General features: G+C 31.0%; 27 protein-coding genes. 14 read left to right on the plus strand and 13 right to left on the minus strand.

Features of this window, described 5'->3' with window-relative positions; translation table 11 throughout:
* Positions 1-11 precede the first annotated feature (11 nt).
* Both LY08_RS03300 and LY08_RS03305 read right to left on the minus strand, forming a co-directional pair.
* Positions 12-965, minus strand: a complete 954-nt coding sequence (locus LY08_RS03300; RefSeq protein WP_111659019.1) for a glycosyltransferase family 2 protein — start codon at positions 963-965, stop codon at positions 12-14.
* A 36-nt stretch (positions 966-1,001) separates the two neighbouring features.
* Positions 1,002-1,532, minus strand: coding sequence for a DUF4199 domain-containing protein (locus tag LY08_RS03305; protein WP_111659020.1), 531 nt, complete (start codon positions 1,530-1,532; stop codon positions 1,002-1,004).
* A 159-nt stretch (positions 1,533-1,691) separates the two neighbouring features.
* Here LY08_RS03305 and LY08_RS03310 point away from each other — a divergent pair, with 159 nt between their 5' ends.
* The 4 genes from LY08_RS03310 (at position 1,692) to LY08_RS03325 (ending at position 4,834) form a co-directional block, all read left to right on the plus strand.
* Entirely contained in the window at positions 1,692-1,943 is a 252-nt protein-coding gene (locus tag LY08_RS03310) for a type B 50S ribosomal protein L31 (protein ID WP_111659021.1), read from the plus strand.
* A 119-nt stretch (positions 1,944-2,062) separates the two neighbouring features.
* On the plus strand, positions 2,063-3,238 hold the full coding sequence (locus LY08_RS03315; RefSeq protein WP_111659022.1) for a GlmU family protein: 1,176 nt from the start codon (positions 2,063-2,065) through the stop codon (positions 3,236-3,238).
* A gap of 98 nt (positions 3,239-3,336) precedes the next feature.
* Positions 3,337-4,044, plus strand: coding sequence for a lysoplasmalogenase (locus LY08_RS03320; protein WP_111659023.1), 708 nt, complete (start codon positions 3,337-3,339; stop codon positions 4,042-4,044).
* Between the two features lie 73 nt (positions 4,045-4,117).
* Positions 4,118-4,834 carry a lysoplasmalogenase gene (locus tag LY08_RS03325; RefSeq protein ID WP_111659024.1) on the plus strand — a complete coding sequence of 239 codons (717 nt, stop codon included), beginning with the start codon at positions 4,118-4,120 and terminating at the stop codon, positions 4,832-4,834.
* On the opposite strand, the gene LY08_RS03330 is transcribed toward LY08_RS03325, so the two are convergent.
* A complete protein-coding gene (locus LY08_RS03330; RefSeq protein WP_111659025.1) occupies positions 4,831-6,450 on the minus strand; it encodes an ABC transporter substrate-binding protein in 1,620 nt (539 codons plus the stop codon). The genes LY08_RS03325 and LY08_RS03330 overlap by 4 nt on opposite strands.
* Positions 6,451-6,581: 131 nt before the next feature.
* Here LY08_RS03330 and mtaB point away from each other — a divergent pair, with 131 nt between their 5' ends.
* Entirely contained in the window at positions 6,582-7,913 is a 1,332-nt protein-coding gene (gene mtaB, locus LY08_RS03335) for a tRNA (N(6)-L-threonylcarbamoyladenosine(37)-C(2))-methylthiotransferase MtaB (protein WP_111659026.1), read from the plus strand.
* Positions 7,914-7,950: 37 nt separating this feature from the next.
* Here the strand turns inward: mtaB and LY08_RS03340 are convergent, their stop codons facing one another.
* A complete protein-coding gene (locus LY08_RS03340; RefSeq protein WP_211305915.1) occupies positions 7,951-8,247 on the minus strand; it encodes a GNAT family N-acetyltransferase in 297 nt (98 codons plus the stop codon).
* Positions 8,248-8,369: 122 nt separating this feature from the next.
* Here LY08_RS03340 and LY08_RS03345 point away from each other — a divergent pair, with 122 nt between their 5' ends.
* From LY08_RS03345 to LY08_RS03365, 5 genes are all read left to right on the plus strand, one after another.
* Positions 8,370-9,029, plus strand: a complete 660-nt coding sequence (locus LY08_RS03345) for an alpha/beta hydrolase family protein (protein WP_111659027.1) — start codon at positions 8,370-8,372, stop codon at positions 9,027-9,029.
* 51 nt (positions 9,030-9,080) lie between these two features.
* The gene (locus LY08_RS03350) at positions 9,081-10,010 is read left to right on the plus strand and encodes a lytic transglycosylase domain-containing protein (protein WP_111659028.1); all 930 of its coding nucleotides are present in this window, start codon (positions 9,081-9,083) and stop codon (positions 10,008-10,010) included.
* On the plus strand, positions 10,011-11,468 hold the full coding sequence (cls, locus tag LY08_RS03355; RefSeq protein WP_111659029.1) for a cardiolipin synthase: 1,458 nt from the start codon (positions 10,011-10,013) through the stop codon (positions 11,466-11,468).
* A gap of 17 nt (positions 11,469-11,485) precedes the next feature.
* Positions 11,486-11,860 (plus strand): sulfite exporter TauE/SafE family protein, encoded by a 375-nt coding sequence (locus tag LY08_RS03360; RefSeq protein WP_111659326.1) that lies wholly within the window; start codon positions 11,486-11,488, stop codon positions 11,858-11,860.
* A gap of 94 nt (positions 11,861-11,954) precedes the next feature.
* The gene (locus LY08_RS03365) at positions 11,955-15,233 is read left to right on the plus strand and encodes a T9SS type B sorting domain-containing protein (protein ID WP_111659030.1); all 3,279 of its coding nucleotides are present in this window, start codon (positions 11,955-11,957) and stop codon (positions 15,231-15,233) included.
* Between the two features lie 8 nt (positions 15,234-15,241).
* Here LY08_RS03365 and LY08_RS03370 read toward each other — a convergent pair whose 3' ends face one another.
* Positions 15,242-15,820, minus strand: a complete 579-nt coding sequence (locus LY08_RS03370; protein WP_111659031.1) for a tetratricopeptide repeat protein — start codon at positions 15,818-15,820, stop codon at positions 15,242-15,244.
* A gap of 210 nt (positions 15,821-16,030) precedes the next feature.
* Between LY08_RS03370 and rpmH the strand changes: the two genes are divergently transcribed.
* The 4 genes from rpmH to LY08_RS03390 all read left to right on the plus strand — a co-directional run bounded on the left by rpmH (position 16,031) and on the right by LY08_RS03390 (position 20,643).
* Positions 16,031-16,192, plus strand: coding sequence for a 50S ribosomal protein L34 (gene rpmH, locus LY08_RS03375; RefSeq protein ID WP_034059443.1), 162 nt, complete (start codon positions 16,031-16,033; stop codon positions 16,190-16,192).
* Positions 16,193-16,294: 102 nt separating this feature from the next.
* Complete coding sequence (gene carB / locus LY08_RS03380; RefSeq protein WP_111659032.1) at positions 16,295-19,147, plus strand: carbamoyl-phosphate synthase large subunit; 2,853 nt, start codon at positions 16,295-16,297, stop codon at positions 19,145-19,147.
* 208 nt (positions 19,148-19,355) lie between these two features.
* Positions 19,356-19,844 (plus strand): ankyrin repeat domain-containing protein, encoded by a 489-nt coding sequence (locus LY08_RS03385; RefSeq protein WP_170120598.1) that lies wholly within the window; start codon positions 19,356-19,358, stop codon positions 19,842-19,844.
* 7 nt (positions 19,845-19,851) lie between these two features.
* Positions 19,852-20,643 carry a T9SS type A sorting domain-containing protein gene (locus tag LY08_RS03390; protein WP_111659033.1) on the plus strand — a complete coding sequence of 264 codons (792 nt, stop codon included), beginning with the start codon at positions 19,852-19,854 and terminating at the stop codon, positions 20,641-20,643.
* Between the two features lie 68 nt (positions 20,644-20,711).
* Here the strand turns inward: LY08_RS03390 and LY08_RS03395 are convergent, their stop codons facing one another.
* The 8 genes from LY08_RS03395 to LY08_RS03430 form a co-directional block, all read right to left on the minus strand.
* Positions 20,712-21,266, minus strand: a complete 555-nt coding sequence (locus LY08_RS03395) for a YceI family protein (protein ID WP_111659034.1) — start codon at positions 21,264-21,266, stop codon at positions 20,712-20,714.
* A 38-nt stretch (positions 21,267-21,304) separates the two neighbouring features.
* Entirely contained in the window at positions 21,305-21,670 is a 366-nt protein-coding gene (locus LY08_RS03400; RefSeq protein ID WP_111659035.1) for a hypothetical protein, read from the minus strand.
* 11 nt (positions 21,671-21,681) lie between these two features.
* Positions 21,682-22,530: a DUF5777 family beta-barrel protein gene (locus LY08_RS03405; RefSeq protein WP_317046872.1), complete on the minus strand. Its 849-nt coding sequence runs from the start codon at positions 22,528-22,530 to the stop codon at positions 21,682-21,684.
* Positions 22,531-22,534: 4 nt separating this feature from the next.
* Positions 22,535-22,912 carry an OB-fold protein gene (locus LY08_RS03410; protein WP_111659037.1) on the minus strand — a complete coding sequence of 126 codons (378 nt, stop codon included), beginning with the start codon at positions 22,910-22,912 and terminating at the stop codon, positions 22,535-22,537.
* A gap of 71 nt (positions 22,913-22,983) precedes the next feature.
* Positions 22,984-23,541: an acyl-CoA thioesterase gene (locus LY08_RS03415; RefSeq protein WP_111659038.1), complete on the minus strand. Its 558-nt coding sequence runs from the start codon at positions 23,539-23,541 to the stop codon at positions 22,984-22,986.
* Positions 23,538-23,789: a hypothetical protein gene (locus tag LY08_RS03420; RefSeq protein ID WP_111659039.1), complete on the minus strand. Its 252-nt coding sequence runs from the start codon at positions 23,787-23,789 to the stop codon at positions 23,538-23,540. Before LY08_RS03420 ends, LY08_RS03415 begins: the two co-directional genes overlap by 4 nt.
* Complete coding sequence (locus LY08_RS03425) at positions 23,789-24,157, minus strand: 6-phosphogluconate dehydrogenase (protein WP_111659040.1); 369 nt, start codon at positions 24,155-24,157, stop codon at positions 23,789-23,791. Before LY08_RS03425 ends, LY08_RS03420 begins: the two co-directional genes overlap by 1 nt.
* Positions 24,158-24,168: 11 nt before the next feature.
* Complete coding sequence (locus LY08_RS03430) at positions 24,169-25,488, minus strand: DNA recombination protein RmuC (protein WP_111659041.1); 1,320 nt, start codon at positions 25,486-25,488, stop codon at positions 24,169-24,171.
* Positions 25,489-25,494 lie beyond the last annotated feature (6 nt).

The following is a 25,494-nucleotide window of genomic DNA, read 5'->3' on the forward strand; positions in this document are numbered from 1 at the left end:
TAAATTTGATTTTAGTCTTCTAAATTTAGCGATTCTTTAATTAAATATCGCTTTTTATCTGTTCTTTGACGTAAAATGATTTCGCCTAAAAAGCCAGCAACAAAAAACTGAGAGCCTAAAATCATGGTGGCTAATGCTAAGTAAAATTGTGGTCTTTGGGTAATTAATCTGCTATCTGGATTAAAAAATAGTTTGTCAATTCCTAAATACAGCGAAAAAACAAATCCCATTCCAAACATAATAACACCTAATGCGCCAAATAGATGCATTGGTCGTTTACCAAATCTAGACAAAAACCAAATGGTTATTAAGTCTAAAAACCCATTGATAAAGCGATCCATACCAAATTTAGTAACACCATATTTTCTAGCTTGATGTTGGACCACTTTTTCGCCAATGTTAGAAAACCCAGCGTTTTTAGCTAGCACAGGAATGTATCTGTGCATTTCTCCGTTAACATCAATGTTTTTAACCACGTTTTTGTGGTAGGCTTTAAGTCCGCAATTAAAGTCGTTTAGTTTTACGCCAGAGGTTTTACGCGCAGCCCAATTAAATAATTTTGAAGGTAAATTTTTAGTCAATTTATTATCAAAACGTTTCTTTTTCCAACCCGATACCAAATCAAAATGTTGTTTGGTAATCATGTTGTACAGTTCTGGGATTTCTTCTGGATTGTCTTGTAAATCGGCATCCATTGTAATAATAACATCGCCTTTTGCTTGTGCAAAACCAGCATGAAGTGCTTGAGATTTACCAAAGTTTTTTAAAAATCGGATGCCTTTAACGTTGGAGTCTTTGTCTTGAAGCGATTGTATGATTTGCCAAGAGTTATCTGTGCTACCATCGTCAATAAAAAGTATTTCATAAGAAAAACCATTGGATTGCAAGACATTTGCAATCCAATGGTGTAATTCTGTTAGTGATTCTTCTTCGTTAAGTAGTGGTATGACTACTGATATATTCATAATTTAACTTGAAAATATATTTCAAATATAAAACTATTAAATGTCTTCGTTGGTTTTTTTCATTATTAATGATGCTATAAGACCAATCACGCTATAAATTACTAATTGAATAAATAAAGATTGTACTAAGCTTCCAATAGCAAATTGGCTAGGTGCTTCTTCCATTTTTATAACAGCTTCAGCAATATCGTCCTCTGGTGCATTAAAGCTTCTCATCATTTCTACAGAAGCTTCAATAATTTTTTCTTTTAGTGTTAATGCAGCTTCTGGGTCTATAAAATTGAAAATAATTACACTAACCACAGAACTAATTAAAATACCAATTAAAACTGTAATAAAATAAGAGGTGAAAGCATCTTTAAAACTAATAAAGCCTTCTAAAGCAGATTTTGATTGAGTAATAGAGATGATTCCAAATGTAATGATGACTAAAAATAGAGAAATACCTATCCACCATTTAGTTAATATTTCTAGATTCAACGCGTAAGCTAATACAGTTACACTAGCTAGTAGTATCCCAAGATAAAGTCCGTAATTAGTTGCAATGGATTTGACTGTTTTGTCCATAATTTTTAGTTTTTAGTTAGTTTATAATAAATTAGTATAAAAATACAATAAAACGTTACATTTTGAATGAATAAAATTTTTTAATAAATAAGTTGTTGGTTTGTAAAAAATACTTAAATTTGCACCTCGAATTTAGTAAAGACAATAAAGCATTTAGCGATGAAAAAAGATATACATCCAGAAAATTATAGAATTGTAGCATTTAAAGATATGTCAAACGATGACGTATTTTTAACAAAATCTACAGCAGCAACCAGTGAAACTTTAGAAGTAGATGGTGTTGAGTATCCATTAATTAAGATGGAGATTTCTAGAACGTCTCACCCGTTTTACACAGGTAAGTCTAAATTAATTGATACTGCAGGACGTATTGATAAATTCAAAAACAAGTACGCAAAATTCAAAAAATAATTTTAGCGTTAATCATATTTTAAAAGCCTTTCATTTTTATGAAAGGCTTTTTTGTTTATGTTAATTAAGTTACTTTTGATTACAGAGCACTTAACCTTATTATTTTAAATAGTTTTAAAATGAATTATATTTTATTTGATGGTCCAGTACGTAACCAATTACTACCATTTACCTACACCAGACCTGTAGCAGATATTAGAGTAGGTATTTTAACCATAAGAGAAAAGTGGGAGCATTATCTGCAAACTACTACCACTACGGTTACGGAAGATTATCTGTCAGATAAATTTCCAATGGTAGAAATGGAAGAAAACATCATGCTAAATGCGTCTTATTTACCAAATAATGAGTTGGTAGAACTAGTAAAAGGCTTAGAAGCAAACCAAGCTATATTTTGCGGTGAAGATGTTATTGCTTTTTATACCACTGAAGCACAAGAAGATATTGATTTTTCTACTTTTGAAGCTATAGAGTTTGATAACGACATTATTAAGATAGAACACACTTGGGACATTTTTTCTAAAAATGGAGACGCTATCCAGCAAGATTTTGATTTGTTAACAGAGGGTAGAACGTCTCAACCAATACCAACAAGTAATAATATTATAGCACCAGAAAATATTTTTATAGAAGAAGGTGCAAAACTAGAATATACAACACTTAATGCTAGTTCTGGACCAATTTATATTGGTAAGCATGCCGAAATTATGGAAGGTAGCTTGGTTAGAGGTCCATTGGCATTATGTGATCATGCAACCTTAAAATTAGGCGCAAAAATTTACGGACCAACAACTGTTGGACCACATAGCAAAGTAGGAGGAGAGGTAAATAATTCCGTAATATTTGGCTATTCTAACAAAGGTCATGATGGATTTTTAGGAAACTCTGTGCTAGGCGAATGGTGTAATTTGGGTGCAGACACTAATAATTCTAACCTTAAAAATAATTATGTTGAAGTCAAACTTTGGGATTACCAAACGGGACGTTTTGCAAAAACTGGGTTACAATTTTGTGGATTAATTATGGGAGACCACAGTAAATGTGGGATTAATACCATGTTTAACACAGGTACAGTTATAGGCGTTAATGCCAATATTTTTGGAAGTGGATTTCCAAGAAACTTTGTGCCAAGCTATAGTTGGGGAGGCGCTTCAGGTTTTACTACTTATCTAACTTCAAAAGCTTTTGAAGTGGCTAAAGTGGTTATGGCAAGACGGAATGTTGAGTTTACAGCTCAAGATGAAGCTATATTAACACAGGTTTTTGAAGACACTAAAAAGTACAGGAAAGAATAAGTTTGTTGCTGAAAATCAGTGAGATAAATAAAATTTTTGTCAAAAATCTATTACATTTTATTTAAAAAAGTTTTATATTGGTTTTCCCTAACGCCAATATGAAATTACTATTTAAAAATACTTTATATTTTTCTGTATTTTATTTATTGCTCTATCTTTTAGATTCTTATTTTAAAAATAACGAGCATTTATTTTCTTACAGATATTTCTCTAAAACAATGCTTAGTTTAAGCTTGTTAATTTTTTACGTGGTAAACACTCACCAGAGTAATACTATTAAAAAGCAATTAGTAATTGCTGCGTTATGTTGTTTTATTCTTGGAGATATCCTGTTTATTACAGGTAATTATGGTCATACCCTGCATTTTATTGTAGCTTCAGTTTTGTTTATCATCGCAAAGGTGTTTTATTCAATTCGTTTTTTAAATAATAAAGATTTTAATATTGTTAAGTTAGTACCATTCCTTCTATTTTGCTTTTTGTATATGAGTATTATTATGTATATAGTTTATAATAATTTAGGCGATTTATTTATACCACTTTTATTGTATTTGTTTGTGGTAATGATGCTAATGCAATTTGCTTATTTAAGAAAAAACGAGGTTAACCCTAAAAGCTTTTGGTTGGTAATTATTGGCGTATTTATATCTATGATAGCAGATAGCATTAACATACTTAAAATATTTTATAATACAGATATAGCATACAACAAGATAACAGTAATGCTTTTTTATGGCTTATCTCAATATTTAATTGTGTTAGGAATTTTAAATGAAGCCACAGAAAAAAGCGCCAAGAAATTATAACAACTAATAACTAATATAACGCTATATTATACTTGCTTTAAAGTAACAACAAATCAAATTAGATCTATATTAAATGCTTACTTTTTTTAAAAATAAACTATATGCATCGCTATTATTTTTTTTAGTATTAGCAATAGATATTTATATTAAATTAAGTGATTATCAATTACCATTAAGGTATGTTACCAAGTCTTTGGTAATAATAATATTGTTTTTGATTTTTAATTACAATAAAAAAGAGAAAGATTCTAGTAACAAATATTTTGTTTTAGGTTTATTGTCATTTTGGATTGGTGATATTTTTTTATTGATGTACGAAACACCTTTGTTTTTTAAGCTTGGAATTGTGTTTTTTATAATTGGTAAATTAATGTATACTAAAAGATTTTCTCATCAAAACGATTTTAACATTGGAAGATTATTACCCTTTTTTGTAGTGTTATTTACCTATATGGTAATTGTTACACTTTATGTTTATGATAATTTAGGGGACTTCTTTTTACCAACTCTTGCCTATTTGTTTTCAGCTATGCTAATGGCTTTATTTGCATATTTAAGAAAGGATTCGGTTAATAAAATGAGTTTTTATTTAGTGTTAGTTGCTATGTTTTTTAAAGTTGTATCGGATACTATAGGTGTTTTGCATTCTTTTTATAATCCTGATATTGCTTATCATAAAATAACTATTATGTTATTTTATGGCTTGTTTCAGTATTTTGTTGTGTTGGGTTTAATTAAAGAAGAAAAGTATACCAGAAACATAAAAGAAGATAACTTTACTAAACTTTAATTGTTTTTTCTGACATGTTTTAGTTCTAACATGTTTATTGGGTTACTGCCTAATCCCATAATATTTTTTTGAGAAAATCTAATTACTTCATCATAATATAAAGGAACGATAGGAGCTTTTTTCAATACTAAACTATCCATTTTTTTATATAAGTTAATTCTATTTTTAATATCGGTTTCTAAAAAAGATTGTTTGTACCAATCATCAAATTGTACATTAGAAAAATGGGTGTAATTAGGACCGTTTGGCGCAAAATTTTCAGAATAAAATAACGATAAATAATTTTGTGCGTCCGGATAATCTGCCACCCAGCTGGCTCTAAATAAGTCTAATTTTCCGTTAGCTTTTCCTTCTTTTAAAGTAGAAGCAGGTATAACATCTACATTAACTTTTAAACCTGTTTTAGTCAGTTCGCGTTGTATGTACTCGCAAAAATTAAGATAATTGCTAGTTGTGGTAATGGTAATTTCAGGATTTGCATTGCCAGATATAGCTTTGTATTCTGCAATTAGCTGCTTCGCTTTTTCTGGTTGATAATTGTAACCTATGTTAGATTGATGTCCAGGTAGTCCCATTGGAATAAAACCTCCAGTTGCAGGAATACCTATCCCGTTGCGTAAATACGTCATCATTTTTTGTCTGTCAAATCCATAATTAACAGCCTCACGGATTAACTTAGATTGGATTTCATCTAATTCAGACTCCATAAAAAATGCCAAGTATTCTGTATTTAGATAAGGACTTCTTATTAAATCTACTGTAGAGGTGTATTTATCCCTTAATTCACCTTTTGTCGTAATAATTTCATCTTGATAAGACGCGTCCAAACTGTTTAAAAAATCAAGGTTTCCTTGAATAAATTGCATAAATTCACTTTGTTTATCTGGTAAAAAAGTGATGGAAACTGCTTCTAGATAGGGTAGTTTTTTGCCAGTTTTATCAGTTTCAAAATAATTATTGTTTTTTCTAAAAACTAATTTTATGTTTTCCTCCCAACGTTTAAAAATAAATGGACCAGTCCCTATGGGATTAGATCTAAAATCACTTCCATAATATTCAGTTATTTCTTTAGGGACCACACTGCAATATTTCATGGTTAAAAGTCCTAAAAAGGCTGGAAAAGGCTGTTTTAGTTTTATACTAAAAACACTGTCGTGTACAGCTTTAAAGCTGTCTACCTTATTAAATACCCAACGTCCAGAAGAGGCTATTTTAGGGTCTAAAACGCGATTAAAACTATATTCAAAATCAAAAGCTGTAACTTGTCTAGTAGAGTCTTTTTTAAATAATTTGTGTTTATGAAAAAACACATCGTCTCTCAACACAAAAATATAGGATAATCCATCATTAGAAACTGTCCAATCTTTAGCTATACTGGGTTTAACTTGTAAACTGTCATCCATTTGTACTAAACCGTTAAACAACTGGTTTACTGCCCAAATGTCTGCATTATCTTTAGCAAAAGCAGGATCTAAAGAACCTATGTTTTTATGCTCGTTATATCTAAAAACAAGATGGTCTCTATTACTTTTAGCTGTGTTATTACAAGAAATAAATAGTGTAACTAAAACACATAAATTTAAAATAGTAAATATGGTTCTGTTAAAAAAAATCATTAGTTGTGGTAATGGTTAAAGCTTTAAAACACCTTTTAGGGCTTAAAAAAAATGTGTAATTTTGCATTCGCAAATTTGTAATTAGACTAGGTAAATATAAACAATCTTGCTTAGCATTAAAGTTATTTAAATTGAATACCAAAAAGAAAGTAGGCTTTTATACTTTAGGTTGTAAACTTAATTTTTCTGAAACATCAACCATTGCACGATCGTTTAAAGACGAAGGTTTTGACCGTGTAGATTTTAATGATGCAGCAGATATATATGTTATTAATACTTGTTCTGTAACAGAAAATGCAGATAAGCGTTTTAAAACCATAGTTAAGCAGGCGCAAAAATCTAATCCTGAAGCTTTTATAGTTGCGGTTGGATGTTATGCACAATTAAAGCCACAAGAATTAGCAGATGTACATGGTGTGGATTTGGTATTAGGTGCTACCGAAAAATTTAAAATAACAGATTACTTAAATGATTTATCTAAAAACGATTTAGGAGAAATCCACTCTTGCGAGATTGAAGAAGCAGACTTTTACGTAGGTAGTTATTCTATTGGTGATCGTACCAGAGCTTTTTTAAAAGTTCAAGACGGTTGTGATTATAAATGTACCTACTGTACTATACCTTTAGCTAGAGGTATTTCTAGAAGCGATACTTTAAATAATGTTTTAAAAAATGCCAAAGAAATATCTGAACAAAACATTAAAGAAATTGTCCTTACTGGTGTTAATATAGGTGACTATGGAAAAGGCGAATTTGGCAACAAAAAACACGAACATACGTTTTATGAATTGGTACAAGCTTTAGATGATGTTGATGGTATAGAACGTTTGAGAATATCTTCAATAGAGCCTAATTTGCTTAAAAATGAAACGATTGAGTTTGTTGCTACTAGTGATACGTTTGTACCTCATTTTCATATTCCACTTCAAAGCGGAAGCAATACTGTTTTAAAAGCAATGCGTCGTCGTTACATGCGCGAATTGTATGTAGATCGCGTAAAAAAAATAAAACAAGTGATGCCTCATGCTTGTATAGGTGTAGATGTTATTGTAGGCTTTCCTGGAGAAACCGAAGAGCATTTTTTAGAAACCTATAACTTTTTAAACGACTTAGATATTAGTTATCTACATGTGTTTACCTATTCTGAAAGAGCAAATACTATAGCAGCAAATTTAGATGGAGTAGTGCCTAAAAACATACGTTCTAAACGCAGTAAAATGTTACGTGGTTTAAGTGCAAAAAAACGTCGTGCTTTTTATGAGAGTCAAATAGGAACCACTAGAAAAGTGTTATTTGAATCTGAAAATAAGGAAGGTTACATACACGGATTTACAGGTAATTACGTTAAAGTTAAAGCACCTTGGAATCCAGAATTAGTCAATACTTTGTATGAAGTAGAGTTAACAAAAATTGATGACGATGGTTTGGTAAGATTCGAATTTTTAAAACAATATTCTGCATAAAAAAACCGAAACAGTAGCTTCGGTTATTTATTTATTGTTAGATTCTAACTCCAACTGGTAATAATTTTTTGTATTGTCTATTTCGTCTAATAAATTTTGCAATTTCAGGACTTGTAGGGACAACACTTAAATTACGTTCTTCAATATTTTCAAAAACAGTTTTTAAAAAATCTGTAACAAAATCATCATTATTAAGTTCCTCTGGAACAATTAATTTAGTTAGAAAAATTTTACGTTCTTGTAAAGAGTATTCAATCTTAGCAAAATGATTATCAATTTTAAGTTCAAATTGACGTAAAAAATCATTGTCAACTAACTCAGCTGCATCAATCATAATATAAAGTTTTATTAATTATTAAGGGAGTTTCAAAAATAGTACCAAACTATTTTATAGCTTTACCCTACAAATGTACTAAAAATTCTAATAGCAATACGCTTGTATTGTGTTAAAACCTTATGAATCAGGAAGTAATACCAGTTTATTTAATGCCAGGAATGGCAGCTAATCCTTCAATTTTTGAGCATATAAAATTACCAGAAGACCACTATAAAATTTACTGGCTAGAATGGAAGTTACCTTTAAAAAAAGAGACACTGTCAAACTACGCTAAACGGATGTGTCAAGATATAAAACATGACAACCCTGTGCTGCTAGGCGTATCTTTTGGTGGGATTTTAGTTCAAGAAATGAGTAAACATATCCCTTTAAGAAAATTAATTATTGTCTCTAGTGTAAAAACTAAGCACGAATTGCCTAAAAGAATGCGGTTGTTAAAAATGACTAAAGCGTATAAATTTTTGCCAACTAGATTATTAAGTAATATAGATTTATTAGCAAAATATGCTTACGGAAAAACAATAACTAAGCGTATAGAATTATATAAAAAATACTTGTCTGTAAGTGATAGAACCTATTTAGATTGGGCAATAGAACAAGTAGTATGTTGGGAGCAAGATCAACCTTTAGAAAATGTCATACATATACATGGTGATAACGATATGGTGTTTCCGTTTTCTAAGCTTAAAAACTGTATAACCATTAAAGGAGGCACGCACATAATGATAATAAATAAGTATAAATGGTTTAATGAAAATTTACCAAAACTAATTGCTTAAAATGAAGTGATTTAGATATTTTTTTTTAATTTTAAACAAAAAGAGAAGAAGATGAAGATAGTACAAAAAAGTTTAGCTATAGTTGGTTTAGCAGTCCTTGGGATGTTATTTATTAATGCCTTTCAAAACGCACCAACTGATGAAAATTTTGAAAAGAAAATCATAAACGATTACAACGTTTATGCCATCCAAATGCCACCATATTTAGAGTTTGCAGGAGAAGCTGTTCCACTTTCCAATCCGGATATTTATGAGCGTATGGATAAAGAGCTTTTGGTAAACACCTATTGGCAATCCAACGGTTTATTAATGTTTAAACGTGCCAAAAAATATTTCCCAATCATCGAGCCTATTTTGGCAAAACATGGTGTGCCAGACGATTTTAAATATTTAGCAGTTATAGAAAGTGGTCTTACTGATGCACGTTCTCCAGCAGGTGCCAGTGGATTTTGGCAAATCATGAAAGCTACAGGTCGAGAATATGGTCTTGAAGTCAATGATAATGTCGATGAGCGCTATCATCTTGAAAAAGCAACAGAAGTAGCTTGTGAATATTTAAAGAAAGCTAAAGAAAGTTTAGGCTCTTGGACATCTGCTGCAGCAGCATATAATGCTGGTAATTATGGAATATCTAAACGATTAGAAGCGCAAAAGGTAAGTAGCTATTACGATTTGTTATTAGGCGAAGAAACGGGACGATATGTTTTCAGAATAATAGCTCTAAAAGAAATATTATCTAATCCAGATAAATACGGTTTTAACTTTAGAGACAAAGATTTATACAAATCCATTCCAACTTATCAAGTAGCAGTAGACACAGCAGTAACAGATTTTGCAAACTTTGCAAAACAATTCGGAATTAATTATAAAATATTAAAATTGCATAATCCTTGGTTAAGAGAACCACATTTAAATAATAATTCCAGAAAACAATACTTCATAGATATTCCAAGAGAAGGATTTTATCAAACTAACCCTTAAATGATTGAATTTTTAAAGGATAATTGGTGGACAATTGCTATTGTGCTAAATTACATTTTAGCTATTATAGCAGTAACTACAATATTATTTAAATCTATAAATCCTACAAAAACACTAACATACATTATTGTATTGTTAGTGTTTCCTTTTTTTGGGCTAATTGTATATTACTTTTTTGGGCAAGAATACAGAAAAAATAAAATTTTTAACCGTAAAGATGTACTTAACAATAAGCTTATCAAGTCCATTAATGAAAACTTAAAAATAGATCCTGAATCAATTGCAAAGCACGAAACTAACGCTGACGAAGACCAAATAAGATTAATTCAATTACTTCAAAAAAATGATAAGTCACCATTAACAAAATATAATCAAGTAGAAATTATTATTAACGGTGAAAACAAATTTGAAAAATTATTTAAAGATATTGAATCTGCAAAACAGCACATTCATATCGAATATTATATTTTAAAAGACGATAAAATAGGTACTAAGTTTCTTGACCTATTGTGTCAAAAAGCTAAGGAAGGTGTTAAAGTAAGATTAAGCTTTGATGATGTTGGTAGTAAGATTTCTTCAAAAATGAAAAGTAAAATGAAGAATTCAAAAATAGAATTTCATGCTTTTATGCCAGTATTATTTCCAAGGTTTACAGGAAAAATGAACTACAGAAACCACAGAAAAATAGTAATAATTGATGGAGAAATAGGCTATGTAGGTGGTATTAACGTGTCGGATACGTATGTAAATTATCCAGAAAACAAAAAATATTGGAGAGACACACATTTAAGAATTGAAGGAGAAGCAGTTTTTTCGTTACAAACTCAATTTTTAACCAATTGGAATTTTGTTTCAGAATCTACTTTAAGACTAGATCGTAGTTTCTTCCCTCAAAATAAAATCAAAACAGTTGAGCATGTTCAAATTGCAGCTAGTGGTCCAGATACAGATTGGGCTAATATTATGGAAGCTATCTTTTTTGCTATAGTAACTGCAGAGGATTATGTGTATATAACAACGCCTTACTTTATACCTAATGACCAGATTATTACAGCTATGCAAGTGGCTTCAAAAAGTGGTGTGGATGTTAGATTGTTAATTCCAGATAAATCAGATTCTTGGACTGCAAAACATGCTACCAATTCTTATTTAGAGCAATTACTAAAAGCAAATATTAAAGTGTATAGGTATCAAAAAGGATTTATACATGCAAAAACCATGGTGGTTGACGATATTTTTACAACCATTGGTACCTGTAATATGGATTACAGAAGTTTTAATATTAATTTTGAAATAAATGCATTAATCTACAATAAAGATAAAACAAAAGAAGCCAAAGCTATGTTTATTAAGGATTTAGAAAATGCAGATCAAATAGACTTTAAAAGATGGCAAAACAGGTCTAATTTCCTCATTATTCAAGAAGCCTATTGTAGGCTTTGGGCACCTTTATTATAACTAAAATGAAAGATACAATGAGCTTAACAACATTTTTAATACTAATAATCATAGGGTTATTAGCAGGTTTATTCAGTGGTATGTTTGGAATTGGTGGCGGAGTGGTTATGGTGCCACTTATGGTGTTTTTGTTAAGTTATACGCAACACCAAGCGCAAGGGACAAGTCTTGCTGTTTTAGCTGTTCCTGTCACTTTTTTAGCAGCTTATACATATCATAAAACAGGAGAAGATCCATTAAATTGGAAATATGCTATTATTATAGCAGTAACCTTTGTAATTGGTGGTTTTTTAGGTACTAAAGTTGCTCTCAATATCAATGAAAATATCTTAAAAAAAATGTTTAGTGTCTTGCTAATTTTAGTGGCTGTTAAAATGTTTTTTAGTAAATAATCACTCTTCTTAACCACTTTATGCAATTACAGTATAATAATAGTATTGGGTATTATATTGTATATTTATAAGTTACTAATAGAGTTAAAATAAAGTGCAAAATTCTTTAAAAATAAAAGACGAAATAATAAAGCTAAGGGCTGTTCTTGCTATATTTTTATTGTTTACTAACGGACTTTGTTATTCTCAACTTTCTGATTTTAATTTAACAGTTACTGCAACAGATCAAACATGTACAGGTAATGGTGCTTTACAGATGTCAGTATCTAACACAACACCTGGCTCCACAATAACTTACACATTGTATCTTTTACCGGATGTTAATAATCCTATAGCAGAAACTACAGAAGATTTTTTTAATAGTCTTCAAGCTGGAAATTACAGTGTTGTAGCTACACAGATTCTTAGCAACCAGGAAAACTCGCAACAACAAGATATTACTATAAACGATTTAACTACAGCATTAGACTACCAAGTTTCACATACCACGTCAACAGATTGTGATCCAGAAGGAACAATTACTGTAAATGTTTTATCTGGTAATGCGGTTTTATTCGAAATCATTTCGGGTCCAGTAATGGTAAGTCCACAATCTTCTAATATATTTCCTAATCTTCAAGCCGGAAGCTATGTTATTAGAGTCTTTGACGATTGTGATAATGCAGTTTCAAAAACCTATACAATGGTTTTAAATACTAATAATTTTAGTATTTCAAATGCTACACTTCCTGTAACTTATAATGATTGTGATGAGGTCGACATGTCTACTAATATTATCGCTTTTGAAGGCTATCCAATATTATATCCTTTGTTAGTGACCTATACCATTTTACCACCAGATGGTTCGCCTAATATTGTAGTTACTCAAAATATATCTTCTGGACCACCAGAGGGAGTTACTATTAACCAAATAATACCACTTTTTGGATCAGATAATTTTATTGTCAACATGCAAATTACAGATTCTTGTGATGATTTATTTGAGGTCAATCATCCCATTAATCCAAACCCTAAAGTTAATTTGGTTAAAGAGGAAGCCTCTTGTGGAGAGTTTTTAAATGTAAATATTGAAAATTTTTTCCCGCCATATAATATAAATTTCACCTCTTTTCCTACAGGATTTGATCCTTCAAATTATAATGCAGATTATCCTGGACCATATACACAGGATGCAACAACTTTTGGTGATGATAGTAATTTATTGCCTATTGGTACTTATAACATTGATATAATTGATGCTTGTGGAAGAATAGGTACTGGGACAATTTCTATTGAAGAAATTCAGGCAGAGCCAATAGTAAATACAAGTAATAGTGGGTGTTCTGTTTCGTCAGGTTTTATTGGTGTAAGTGTGTCTAACAGAGAATTAATTTCTGTTATTATTACTGCTGCACCTACAAGTTATAGTCAACCATTACCTCATAATGTCAGTAATTTTATTAATAATGGCATGTTTTCTATTCAAGATAATATTCCACCTGGAAATTATACTTTATTAATAACTGATGATTGCGGAGTAGAGTATACCATTGAAGCTTCAGTTCCTGATTTTGAGTTTCAAGAATTAATGGTGTCAACCCTTCCAAATTGTGAAACTGCAACAGGTTCGTTAAATTTATCAAGTGCTCATGGAAGTCTCAACGCTGTGGTTATTACTTCTGCACCAGCAACGTTTAACCAAAATCTTCCAGCTGATGTCAGTAATAATATAAACGATTCTGGTAGTTTATTTATTAACAATTTACCCATTGGTAATTACATTTTTGAATCTACAGATGAATGTGGTTTTCAGTATACAACAGATGTAACAATTAATAGTTATTCTAGTAATCCAGGGATTTATACCTTATCGCGAAATTGTGGGTCGTTTGATGTGACAATTAATGATTTTGATGAAAGTACAATGAATCAAACCTATTGGCTACAAAGATTAAATCCAGATACTAATATTTGGACACATCCTAATACTGAAGCTGAATACACAGAAGGACAAATACCTAATACGACAACTGCAATACAGATTGAAAATTTTGAGACTCTTTTTAATGTATTTTTAACTGGAGAATTTAGATTAATAAAAGTATTTCAACCTTTAAACACCACAAACCCTGATGTGTTTTGCTTAGATATTTTTACAAACTTTACCATCTTCTCAGATTTAATAATTTCTGGAGTTTATAATTTAGATTGTACAGGTGGATCTGATAATAATGATGTAATAGTTGATGTGATAGGTGTAGAGCCTTTTAATTTTAGCATAATAGCTCCAAGTAACATAGATAATGGAGCTAATAACACCTTTACAGATTTAGCGCCTGGAACCTATGAAATTAGGGTAGAAGATGCTTGTGGAAGTATTGAAAATATTATTGTTAATCTTGAAAATTTATTACCACTAGCAAGAGCAAACACACCTGATAATTTATCTATATGTAGAAATGATAGCATAGAAGCAGATGTATTTATACTATCAGATCAAAACGCTCAAATATTAGGTAACCAAAACCCTAACAATTATAATGTAACCTATCACCTTAGTCAAGAAGATGCTAATACAGGTAACAATGCGTTACCAGATTCTTATACCAATATCACTAATCCTCAAACTATTTATGCAAGGGTGTTTCATAACAATTTAATTGTCTGTTATGCTACAACTTCATTTCAAATTTTTGTTGGTCAAACACCAGTTTTAAGTCCTGAGACTACAAGTTTTATTTGTCCTGAAGACGTAGTAACTTTAACAGCAGACCCAGGTTTTGACAGTTATTTATGGTCCACAGGAGATGCTACTCAAACTATTATTGTTGATCAGCCAGGAACTTATCAAGTAGCTGTAACTAATAATTACGGAGCTTTTAATTGCAATACTACTAAAGAGTTTGTGGTTGTTAGTTCAGAACCTGCAATTATTCAGGAGATAAAAACCTTAGATTGGACTGCAACAGAAAATACCATTACTGTTCTGGTTACAGGAGCTGGTAATTATCAATTTTCTTTAGATAATATTAATTACCAAACCAATAATACTTTCTCTAACTTATTACCTGGAGACTATACCGTTTATATCAAGGATTTAAATGGTTGTGATACAGTTACAGAAGAAGTGTATTTACTAAACTATCCTCGTTTTTTTACTCCAAATGGCGATAATAAAAACGACGTATGGCAAATCAAATTTTCTAATTCAGAACCAGAACTGCAAGTAGTTATTTTTGATAGGTACGGAAAATTAATCACACAATTTGGAAGCCAAGATGCTGGTTGGGATGGTACCTATAATGGTCAAAAAATGCCAACCAGCGACTATTGGTTTGAAGTTACTAGAGCAAATGGAGCAGTTTATAAAGGTCACTTTACTTTAAAAAGGTAAATTTTTTATTATCTACCACGTCTTTTTTGTGCACGTAAAGATCCACCTTGCCCATAATGTTGTTTTGGTGCTTGGGCACGTTTCATGTTGTCTTTCATCATTTTTATTTGATCTGTCAACATACCTTGTTTGTCTAGCTTTTGTGCTTCAGCTAATAATTTAGTAGCTTCTTGCTTACGTCTTTTAGACATGGCTACACCAGCTAAATTAAGTTTTACCATAGCCATATCGTGATCCATGGATAATCCTAATTGTTCTGCTTTTCTAAAATAACGCTCAGCTTCATTCATATTATCCTGAGAGACCATAATTCCGTTTAAAAAATTATAATAACCTTGTTGTTTTCTAACAAGTGCGGTTTCAGGATTTTTAATTTTATCTAACCATTTTTTTGCACCAGGAAAATCTTGCTTTCTTAAACGTAAAAAAGCAAGTAAAATAAATTCATTTTTAAAATATAAGAACAAAAATATTAGCGATAAAAAGATAAACATGATGCCATTTCCTATCTCTCCTTCAGTAAATTGCCAAATAGCTACTCCAAATATTCCTATTGATAAAATTAATTTTATTACTTTATTGTACATTTTTGTTAAGTTTAAAAGTCTTGTATTACTTGATTTTTAACGTTTTTAAACGTTTTTTTAATTGGAGTACAAAGAAACTAAAAATTTCTTTAAAAATATTTTTAAAATTAGGTTTGTCAAATAAAAAACCCTTTGTATATTTGCGCTCAGTTTTAGAGAAAGTCTAAAGCAATAAAATATTTACTATAAAGATTTTTAAAATATAAGACAATGCCAAAAAGAACGTTTCAGCCATCAAAAAGAAAGAGAAGAAATAAACATGGTTTTAGAGAAAGAATGGCTTCTGCTAATGGTAGAAAAGTATTAGCGCGTCGTCGTGCTAAAGGAAGAAAGAAATTATCTGTTTCAACTGAAACTAGACATAAAAAATAATGATTAACAATTGTTAATATTTTAAAGGCGTTACTTAGGTGTAACGCCTTTTTTTGTATCCAGTGATTACCTATTTTTGAAAACGCTTAAAAAACTAGAAAAATGCCAAAAAATCCGAAGTTAAAATCTATTCTTATTATTGGTTCTGGTCCTATTATTATTGGTCAAGCTTGCGAGTTTGATTATTCCGGTACTCAAGCCTTACGTTCACTTAGAGAAGACGGAATAGAGACTATTTTAATCAATTCTAATCCAGCAACAATCATGACTGACCCAAGTATGGCAGATCATGTATACTTGTTACCCTTAAATACTAAATCCATTTTAAAAATCTTAAAAGAGCACCCTCAAATTGATGCTGTTTTACCAACAATGGGTGGGCAAACTGCACTTAATTTATGTATTGAGGCTGATGAAAAAGGGATTTGGAAAGATTTTGGAGTAGACATTATTGGTGTAGATATTGACGCTATAAATATTACAGAAGATAGAGAAAAGTTTAGAGAGTTAATGCTTGAAATTGGCATACCTATGGCGCCTCAAGCTACTGCGACCTCTTATTTACAAGGTAAGGAAATTGCTCAAGAGTTTGGTTTTCCATTAATTATTAGAGCATCATTTACTTTAGGAGGTGCTGGTGCTTCTTTTGTATATAAAGAAGAAGATTTTGACGAGTTATTAACACGTGGTTTGGAAACTTCTCCAATCCATGAAGTTATGATAGATAAAGCATTAATTGGTTGGAAGGAGTATGAATTAGAGCTACTTAGAGACTCTAATGATAATGTTGTTATTATTTGTGCTATTGAAAACATGGACCCAATCGGAATCCATACAGGTGACTCAATTACTGTTGCACCTGCAATGACATTAAGTGATAAAACTTACCAAAAAATGCGTGATATGGCTATCCATATGATGCGAAGTATTGGAGATTTTGCTGGAGGTTGTAACGTACAATTTGCTGTAAGCCCAGACGAAAAAGAAGATATTATTGCTATAGAAATTAACCCTCGTGTTTCTCGTTCTTCTGCTCTAGCAAGTAAAGCTACTGGATATCCAATCGCTAAAGTGGCTGCTAAATTATCTATGGGTTACCATTTAGACGAATTACAAAATCAAATTACTAAGTCAACTTCTGCGTTATTTGAGCCAACATTAGATTATGTCATTGTAAAAATACCACGTTGGAATTTTGATAAATTTGAAGGGTCTGATCGTACTCTTGGTTTACAAATGAAGTCTGTTGGTGAGGTTATGGGTATTGGTCGTTCTTTTCAAGAAGCACTTCATAAAGCAACACAATCTTTAGAAATTAAACGTAACGGTTTAGGTGCAGATGGAAAAGGATATAAAAATTATGAGCAAATCATTGAAAAACTAACATATGCAAGTTGGGATCGTGTGTTTGTGATTTATGATGCTATTCAAATGGGAATTCCGTTAAGTCGTATCCACGAAATCACTAAAATAGATATGTGGTTTTTACGTCAGTATGAGGAGTTATACCAACTTGAAAAAGAAATTTCAACCTTTACTATTGATACAATTGATAGAGAACTATTACTTGAAGCAAAGCAAAAAGGTTATGGAGACCGTCAAATAGCTCATATGTTAGGTTGTTTAGAAAGTCAGGTGTACAATAAACGTGACGAGCTAAACATCAATCGTGTATATAAGTTAGTAGATACATGTGCAGCCGAGTTTGAAGCAAAAACACCATATTATTATTCTACGTTTGAAAACGAAGTTGAAACTCCAGATGGAAAACGTTTTGCCGACAATGACAGTATTGTTTCTGACAAGAAAAAAATTATTGTTTTAGGATCAGGTCCTAACCGTATTGGACAAGGTATCGAGTTTGATTATTGTTGTGTTCATGGTGTATTGGCTGCAGCAGAATGTGGTTATGAAACGATCATGATTAACTGTAATCCAGAAACGGTTTCAACCGATTTTGATACTGCAGATAAACTGTATTTTGAACCTGTTTTTTGGGAACATATTTATGATATTATTCGTCATGAAAAACCAGAAGGTGTTATTGTACAATTAGGTGGTCAGACCGCTTTAAAATTAGCAGAAAAACTATCTAAATACGGAATCAAAATTCTTGGTACTAGCTTTGAATCTTTAGACTTAGCTGAAGATAGAGGAAGTTTTTCAAAATTATTACAAGAAAATAATATCCCTTATCCAGAATTTGATGTTGCTGAAACAGCTGAAGAAGCATTAGCAATTGCAGATGTGTTGGATTTCCCAATATTAGTTAGACCATCTTATGTACTTGGAGGACAAGGGATGAAAATTGTTATAAACAAACAAGAGTTAGAAGAGCATGTGGTTGACTTGTTAAGACGTATGCCAAACAACAAGTTGTTATTAGATCATTATCTAGATGGAGCAATTGAAGCGGAAGCAGATGCTATATGCGACGGAGAAAATGTGTACATAATTGGTATTATGGAACATATTGAACCATGCGGAATCCACTCTGGAGATAGTAATGCGACACTTCCACCTTTTAATTTAGGAGAATTTGTTATGCAACAAATAAAAGACCATACAAAAAAGATTGCATTAGCTTTAAATACAGTTGGTTTAATAAATATCCAATTTGCAATTAAAGATGACATGGTTTACATAATTGAAGCTAACCCTAGAGCTTCTAGAACGGTTCCGTTTATTGCAAAAGCTTATGGAGAACCATACGTAAACTATGCTACTAAAGTTATGTTGGGAGAGAAAAAAGTAACCGACTTTAATTTTAACCCAAAATTAGAAGGTTATGCTATCAAGCAACCTGTATTCTCCTTTAATAAATTTCATAACGTTAATAAAAAGTTAGGTCCAGAAATGAAGAGTACTGGAGAAAGTATCTTATTTATAGAAAGTTTAAAAGACGATGAGTTTTACGATTTATATTCAAGACGTAAAATGTATTTAAGTAAATAATATAACTATTGTAGTTATAAAAAAAGCTCCTATTTGGAGCTTTTTTTGTTTCTATAACTTAAGCTAATTAGTTTAAAATGTGGTTTTTATTAAAAAAAACGCTAAATTTACTATAGATAATTACCTAGGAAAGTATCTTATGTTTCTAAAAATTGCTTTTTTTTCTATTACTAAATTTGGTAAAGCACTATTGTTTAGCACGTTATTAATGTGTTCATTGTTTAGCTATGCACAAACGGATATTTTTGAAGTCAGCAGAAATGGTACACTAGAAGATATTGAGGCAATTTATAAACAAGATCAGCAATCCATAAACAAAAAAAACGATCAAGGCTATACACCATTAACTTTAGCCTGTTATAATGGTAATGTAGCAGTAGCTAATTTTTTAGCAGGAAAAGTAGATGATATAAATGGAAACAGTAATTATGGTACACCTTTAATGGCAGCTGTCTACAAAGGCTACACTAAAATAGTTGCTATATTACTGCAGCATGATGCTAATCCTAACATTCAAGATAAGCAAGGCGGAACTGCAATGCACTACGCGGTTTTATTTAAAAAATATGACATTATTAAATTACTAGTAGACGCTGATGCTGATTTTAACATCAAAAATAATGCAAATAAATCTGCTTTAGATTTTGCTATTAGTTATAAAGATGAAACATTAAATGAATTGTTAAACCTAAAATAAATTGACTATGAGAAAAATTACTTTATTACTTTTTTTACTAACAGCTCCATTTGCTTTTTCGCAAACATGGAGTACAGGTGTTGTCACTTTGGATACTGATTATTCAGTACAATTTGATATAACATCAACTACCGTAACTATGACTATGATTGGTCCTAGTGATAGATGGTTAGGTGTAGCATTAACTAACACTAATTATTCTTCTGGTGGTTCTATGGGACAGTTTAGCGGAGATGACGCAGTTATTTTTGTTAGCAATAGTTTATCTGATAGGTTTATGCCAGGAGGAAACGGAACACCAGGTACTGATGCTGATCAAGACTGGATGTTAAGTACAAATACAGTTAATGGGTCAGTCAGAACCGTTGTTGGTACTCGAGATAGAGATACTGGAGATGCTAATGATTTTGTTTTCCCTGCAAGTGATACAAATTTTGTTGTTGTTTGGGCTAAAGGAAGTGCAAACTCTCAAAACTCGTTAGCTTACCATGGAGGTGGAAGAAATGCAACAATGGCATCTACAACTTTAAGTGTTCCAACATTTGAAGATACTTTAACTGCAATTAATGTTTATCCAAATCCAGCATCTACAACTTTAAATATAGATATTCCAAATAGAATAGATGAAGGAATAACTATTGAAGTATATAATGTGTTGGGTAAAAGAATATTGTTACAAACGGTTAATCAATTAAATACAAGTCTATCTATTTCTTCATGGAATGATGGTGTGTACTTAATGAAAATTTCATCTTTAAAAGATGGTAAATCTGTAACCAAACGATTTGTCAAAATTTAGACATAAATTTAATAGACATAAAAAAAGCCTTAACAAGTGTTAAGGCTTTTTTTATGAGACAATATTAATTATTTTTTCTTTAATGTAAAGCTGAAAGCTACATCTACAGTTTTAGATAATTTATTGCTTACCACTTTTGGTATTTCAATATCAAAGTCGTCAACATTAACACTAAATGTTCCTGACAATACGATTTGACCAGCTTCATTTTTAGAAATTGTCATAGGGAGATCTGTTAAGGTATTTGTTTTACCATGAAACTCTAATGTGCCTGAGTATAACATTTTTTTGTTAGTGGTATTTAGAGAATCAAAATCAAAGTCACTAATTTTTCCTTTAAAATTAGCTTTAGGATAGGTATCAGATTCCGCATAGTTTTCATTAAAATGCTCTTCCATTAATGCGTTTTTAAATCTAAACGCTTTTACAAAAACCAATGCAGCAAATTCGCCATTTTCAGTATTTAAAATTACTGTTGTGGCTTCGTTTTTAGCTTTAACTTCTTCAAAAGAAGGGACTGATGCTTCAAAAGTAATTTGACCTGTTTTAGTCAAATACTTGTCTTGTGCAATGCTTGATACACTTAAAATACAAGCCATTATTAGGGTTAATACTGTTTTCATTATTATAATTTTTTAAAATGTTGCAAATAGCTTGCCAATTAATTTTCTAATAAACCATCCTCTATCCATTGTTGAAATAAATCAATAGATGCTTGTGGTAATCTTGGACCACCTAAAGGCATCGCACCTCCTTCACCAGATTGTAATGAAATACGGTTTAAAACAGTATTTGCTTGATTAGAAACATCTTGATATGTCACTAAGCTGTTTGACGCACCATTTACGGGAGGATTGCTATGACAACTAATACAGTTATTATCTATAATTGTTTTAATATCTGCAGTGTAAGTTACTTTTTGTCCCTCAGGAAGTGGTGTATTGTCTATTAAATCGTCTTCACTATTATTAGAACAACTAAAAAATGTTAGACTAATAATTGTTATTAAATAAGTTATCTTTTTCATAGTATTTATTATTAAAAGCGTCTGCTTAAATTAAATCCAAAGTAAATATCTCCATCGCTCCAATCTCCTGTAGCTTGACCTAAAAACCCATTGGTATTCATAGCTTGTGCGTTGGTAAAATGCATTTGGAAGACGTGTCCACCAGTTTCTAAATCTATACCAATAGATAGTGGATTTTTAAATGGAGAGGTACTAGATCTATTTAAATGCCAACCATAATCAGCATTTAAACTCCAACGTTTACCTAGTTTGTAGCGTGTTCCCATCCCTAAAGCAAATTGAGTGTTGTCTTGATTGTTATCTAGCACAAAATTATCATGAAACAGGGTTGGAGCTAATTCAAAAGACAGGTTAGTGCTTACTTTTCTGGCTATTAGTAGTTGTGCAGTATAACCTAGTCTGTCTTTAAATTCAAGTTTTGGATAATTAGCTTTGTCTAATGCAGTATTGATTAAAATTGAATTATAACCAACAATTGTAAACGGAAACCCATTATCCTGTTGCTGAGTTAGCCTATATTTTAAAGCACTTTCATATATTTTTTGAAAACTACTTCTGGACACACTTATATTGATAGCATCACTTAAACCATAAATAAAATTTAATCGTGTAACTGCATCATCTAATCCAAAAAAAGTATCTAATCCATTTTTTAGACTTCCAAATCGGTGTGCAACAACAAAAGTAAATTCTTTATCTGCCACTAGTTTAGTAGATTCAAAATTGACAATTTTTAAACCTTTAAAAGTCGCTGTAGCGTAGTTGTCTGTAGCTTCAGTATCAATTTCATTTAATAAATCATCTTGAGCTAAACTTAAAAATGGCAAGCAAAAGAGTAGGAAAATAAGCTGTTTCATCATGTGGTTATTTTATAATTGTGCATTGGTCAAGTTTAACTTCTTCTAATAAATCGTCAAACCCTATGCAACGACCTTTAATGGTTGTGTTAGAATGAAGTGCAACTGTAGAACTATTAGACAGTGTACAAAATATAACATTATCTAGTGTTACAGAATTTGCGTCTTTAGCGGTAACAATACCTGTTACTTCAATAGTTTTATTTAAATATTTGTCCTGTGTTGTGGACACATCCTTAATAAAATCTTCAACTAAGTTAGTTGATGTTACCTTGTATTCGGCAGTTTCTTCACTGATATTTCTGTGGTCTTGGTAAATATAATTATAGGCTAAAACAGATCCAATAGCTAGTATACCTAGGAGAAGTAGAAGTTTCTTTTTCATAGTAAATTTAATTTCCTTGGAAACTAATTTACAATATTTTTTTTAAAGTCGCTTTACTAGTAGTAGTGAAATTAATAATTATCCGGTAAATCTATTCTAACTTTATGGTCTTTTAGGATAGGTAAATAGTCAATATGCGAAAAGTCTTGGTGATTAAATTCATATTGACGTTGTTGTTTGGTTTCAATACGCTTTAACGCTTTTAAAAAACGTATTACTTCAATTTTATCGTTTAAAATAAGTCCTGGAACTTCTACAGATTGTCCATGGTCGTCCTTTGCAACCATAGTAAAATAAGACGAGTTGCAATGTTTGATAACTCCTGTTTGTATATTTTCTGCTTCTACACGAATACCAACAACCATAGACGTGTTTCCAACAAAATTAACTGAGGCTTTCATAGTAACTAACTCACCAACTTCTATGGGTTTTAAAAAATCTACTGTATCGACACTTGCAGTAACACAATAGGTTTTAGAGTGTTTTGATGCACAAGCAAATGCAATTTGATCCATGAGGTTTAATATATAGCCACCATGAATTTTTCCACTAAAATTAGAGTGGGACGGTAGCATTAATTCTGAAATACTAATTCTAGAGGCATCTACTTTAATATAGGCTTTACTCATAATTTTTGTTGAAGAATATATTTTTCTACTTCATTTTTTCTGTAAAATCCAATGATAATAATTATAAATCCAAATAATATGGAACCAAAGCCCATTAAATAATTTAGCTCTTCTCTATCAGTTAGTTTACCTGGTTCTATTAATGTATCCAAACCAAAAGAAACTAATCCAGCTCCAGCCAAAAATATATAAATGTAATTAGCTCTTAACGTCCATTTGTATATTATGTTTTGAGTGGATTCTTTCATTAATAATTACCTCTTGGTTCTCTATCTTTTTCTTCTACTTTGGTAATAAAGTATTTAGTGTCTCCTAACCAGAAAAATGAGGCGTAGCGCTCAAAATAGGTGAGTTTTACAAAACGACCTTGTAATCTGTTTAAATCTTCAATCACTTGTGTTTCTTTACCTTCAACAGAGAATTTAAAAATTTGAGCTTCGGACACACCTTGGCTAATTTCGCCTTCCCAAGTTTTAAAAATCACACCTTTTTTACTAAATTTTACCAACTCTCCAGCTCTTACACCTTCACTATAGGTTACAAAATAAATAAAGCAGAAATAAGCAGCTATTATAAGTACTATTGCAATTAAAGATTTTACTAGAAATTTTATCATGTTTTTATGTTTTAGTCCTCAGATTCGGCACGTTTTATAATGCTTTCTGGTAACGATTTTTTAGCTTTTGCTCCTAATTTTTTAATTTTTTCGACACTTTTAATTAGGTTTCCTCGACCTTCTACTAATTTATTCATAGCTGCTGAATAATCAGATTTAGCTGCATCAATCTTTTTACCTACACCTGTTAAATCTGCGACTAAGCCTTCAAACTTATCATATAATGCACCAGCTTGACGTGCAATTTCTATAGCGTTTTGTTGTTGCTTTTCGTTGTTCCACATGCTATCAACCGTTCTTAATGTAGCTAAAAGGGTAGCAGGAGTTACAATGACAATATTTTTTTCAAAAGCTTTGTTATAAATAGAGTTATCCTGATTAATTGCTACAGCAAACGCTGGTTCTATTGGTATAAAAAGTAAAACAAAATCTGGACTTTCTATATCATATAAATCTTGATAATTTTTTTCTGCAAGTTGCTCGACGTGTTTTCTAATAGAGTTTATATGCGCTTTTAAATATAAATCTCTTTCATTGTCTTCTGCATTGACATAACGCTCATAATCTGTTAATGACACTTTAGAATCAATAATCATTTTCTTGTTATCTGGTAAATGTAATACCACATCTGGTAGCACTCTAGTGCCATCTTCGCGTGTAAAGTTTTGCTGTACAAAATATTCGCGGTCTTTTTCTAAACCAGATTTTTCAAGAACACGCTCAAGTACCAATTCGCCCCAATTTCCTTGCATTTTACTATCACCTTTCAAGGCTCTGGTTAGGTTTGTTGCTTCTTTGGTCATTTGTTGGTTTAAATCTTTTAAACCTAACAATTGCTCTTTTAAAGCACTGTGCATACTGATGCTTTCTTTTTGGGTATCGTCTACTTTTTTCTCAAATATTTGAATTTTCTCTTGTAACGGATTTAGAATATTTTTGATATTTTCTTTATTCTGAAGAGTGAATTTCTCTGTTTTTTCGTCTAAAATTTTATTGGCAAGAAGTTCAAAATCTTTACGTAGTTGTTCTTGTCGTAATTCCAGCTCTTCATCACGCTTTAAGTTGAGTTGTTGTAGGTTTTCTAATTCGGTATTTTTTCTGGCTAATTCAGCATTTAAAAAGTCTTTTTCACGTCTTATTTCCTCACGTTCGGTTTCAATTTTTGTTAAATTATCTTTAAGCTCTTGAATGTTTAAACTTAATTGATTTTGACGTTCTTCTAAAGTACTTTGTTCGCTTTTACTTTTTAGTTTCGTAAAAAGCATACCTAAATAAGCACCAATTATTGCAGCTATTAGGATAGAAATAATAAGAATAATGTTGTCGTTCATTTAAAA

It is taken from the genome of Olleya aquimaris (genome assembly GCF_003259525.1).
In the GTDB taxonomy this organism is placed as follows: domain Bacteria; phylum Bacteroidota; class Bacteroidia; order Flavobacteriales; family Flavobacteriaceae; genus Olleya; species Olleya aquimaris.

Coding starts and splice junctions, on each gene's coding strand:
- LY08_RS03300 (WP_111659019.1), bottom strand. CDS start 965: ATGAATATATCAGTAGTCATACCACTACTTAACGAAGAAGAATCACTA.
- LY08_RS03305 (WP_111659020.1), bottom strand. CDS start 1,532: ATGGACAAAACAGTCAAATCCATTGCAACTAATTACGGACTTTATCTT.
- LY08_RS03310 (WP_111659021.1), top strand. CDS start 1,692: ATGAAAAAAGATATACATCCAGAAAATTATAGAATTGTAGCATTTAAA.
- LY08_RS03315 (WP_111659022.1), top strand. CDS start 2,063: ATGAATTATATTTTATTTGATGGTCCAGTACGTAACCAATTACTACCA.
- LY08_RS03320 (WP_111659023.1), top strand. CDS start 3,337: ATGAAATTACTATTTAAAAATACTTTATATTTTTCTGTATTTTATTTA.
- LY08_RS03325 (WP_111659024.1), top strand. CDS start 4,118: ATGCTTACTTTTTTTAAAAATAAACTATATGCATCGCTATTATTTTTT.
- LY08_RS03330 (WP_111659025.1), bottom strand. CDS start 6,450: ATGATTTTTTTTAACAGAACCATATTTACTATTTTAAATTTATGTGTT.
- LY08_RS03340 (WP_211305915.1), bottom strand. CDS start 8,247: ATGATTGATGCAGCTGAGTTAGTTGACAATGATTTTTTACGTCAATTT.
- LY08_RS03345 (WP_111659027.1), top strand. CDS start 8,370: ATGAATCAGGAAGTAATACCAGTTTATTTAATGCCAGGAATGGCAGCT.
- LY08_RS03350 (WP_111659028.1), top strand. CDS start 9,081: ATGAAGATAGTACAAAAAAGTTTAGCTATAGTTGGTTTAGCAGTCCTT.
- cls (WP_111659029.1), top strand. CDS start 10,011: ATGATTGAATTTTTAAAGGATAATTGGTGGACAATTGCTATTGTGCTA.
- LY08_RS03360 (WP_111659326.1), top strand. CDS start 11,486: ATGAGCTTAACAACATTTTTAATACTAATAATCATAGGGTTATTAGCA.
- LY08_RS03370 (WP_111659031.1), bottom strand. CDS start 15,820: ATGTACAATAAAGTAATAAAATTAATTTTATCAATAGGAATATTTGGA.
- rpmH (WP_034059443.1), top strand. CDS start 16,031: ATGCCAAAAAGAACGTTTCAGCCATCAAAAAGAAAGAGAAGAAATAAA.
- carB (WP_111659032.1), top strand. CDS start 16,295: ATGCCAAAAAATCCGAAGTTAAAATCTATTCTTATTATTGGTTCTGGT.
- LY08_RS03385 (WP_170120598.1), top strand. CDS start 19,356: ATGTGTTCATTGTTTAGCTATGCACAAACGGATATTTTTGAAGTCAGC.
- LY08_RS03390 (WP_111659033.1), top strand. CDS start 19,852: ATGAGAAAAATTACTTTATTACTTTTTTTACTAACAGCTCCATTTGCT.
- LY08_RS03395 (WP_111659034.1), bottom strand. CDS start 21,266: ATGAAAACAGTATTAACCCTAATAATGGCTTGTATTTTAAGTGTATCA.
- LY08_RS03400 (WP_111659035.1), bottom strand. CDS start 21,670: ATGAAAAAGATAACTTATTTAATAACAATTATTAGTCTAACATTTTTT.
- LY08_RS03405 (WP_317046872.1), bottom strand. CDS start 22,530: ATGATGAAACAGCTTATTTTCCTACTCTTTTGCTTGCCATTTTTAAGT.
- LY08_RS03410 (WP_111659037.1), bottom strand. CDS start 22,912: ATGAAAAAGAAACTTCTACTTCTCCTAGGTATACTAGCTATTGGATCT.
- LY08_RS03415 (WP_111659038.1), bottom strand. CDS start 23,541: ATGAGTAAAGCCTATATTAAAGTAGATGCCTCTAGAATTAGTATTTCA.
- LY08_RS03420 (WP_111659039.1), bottom strand. CDS start 23,789: ATGAAAGAATCCACTCAAAACATAATATACAAATGGACGTTAAGAGCT.
- LY08_RS03425 (WP_111659040.1), bottom strand. CDS start 24,157: ATGATAAAATTTCTAGTAAAATCTTTAATTGCAATAGTACTTATAATA.
- LY08_RS03430 (WP_111659041.1), bottom strand. CDS start 25,488: ATGAACGACAACATTATTCTTATTATTTCTATCCTAATAGCTGCAATA.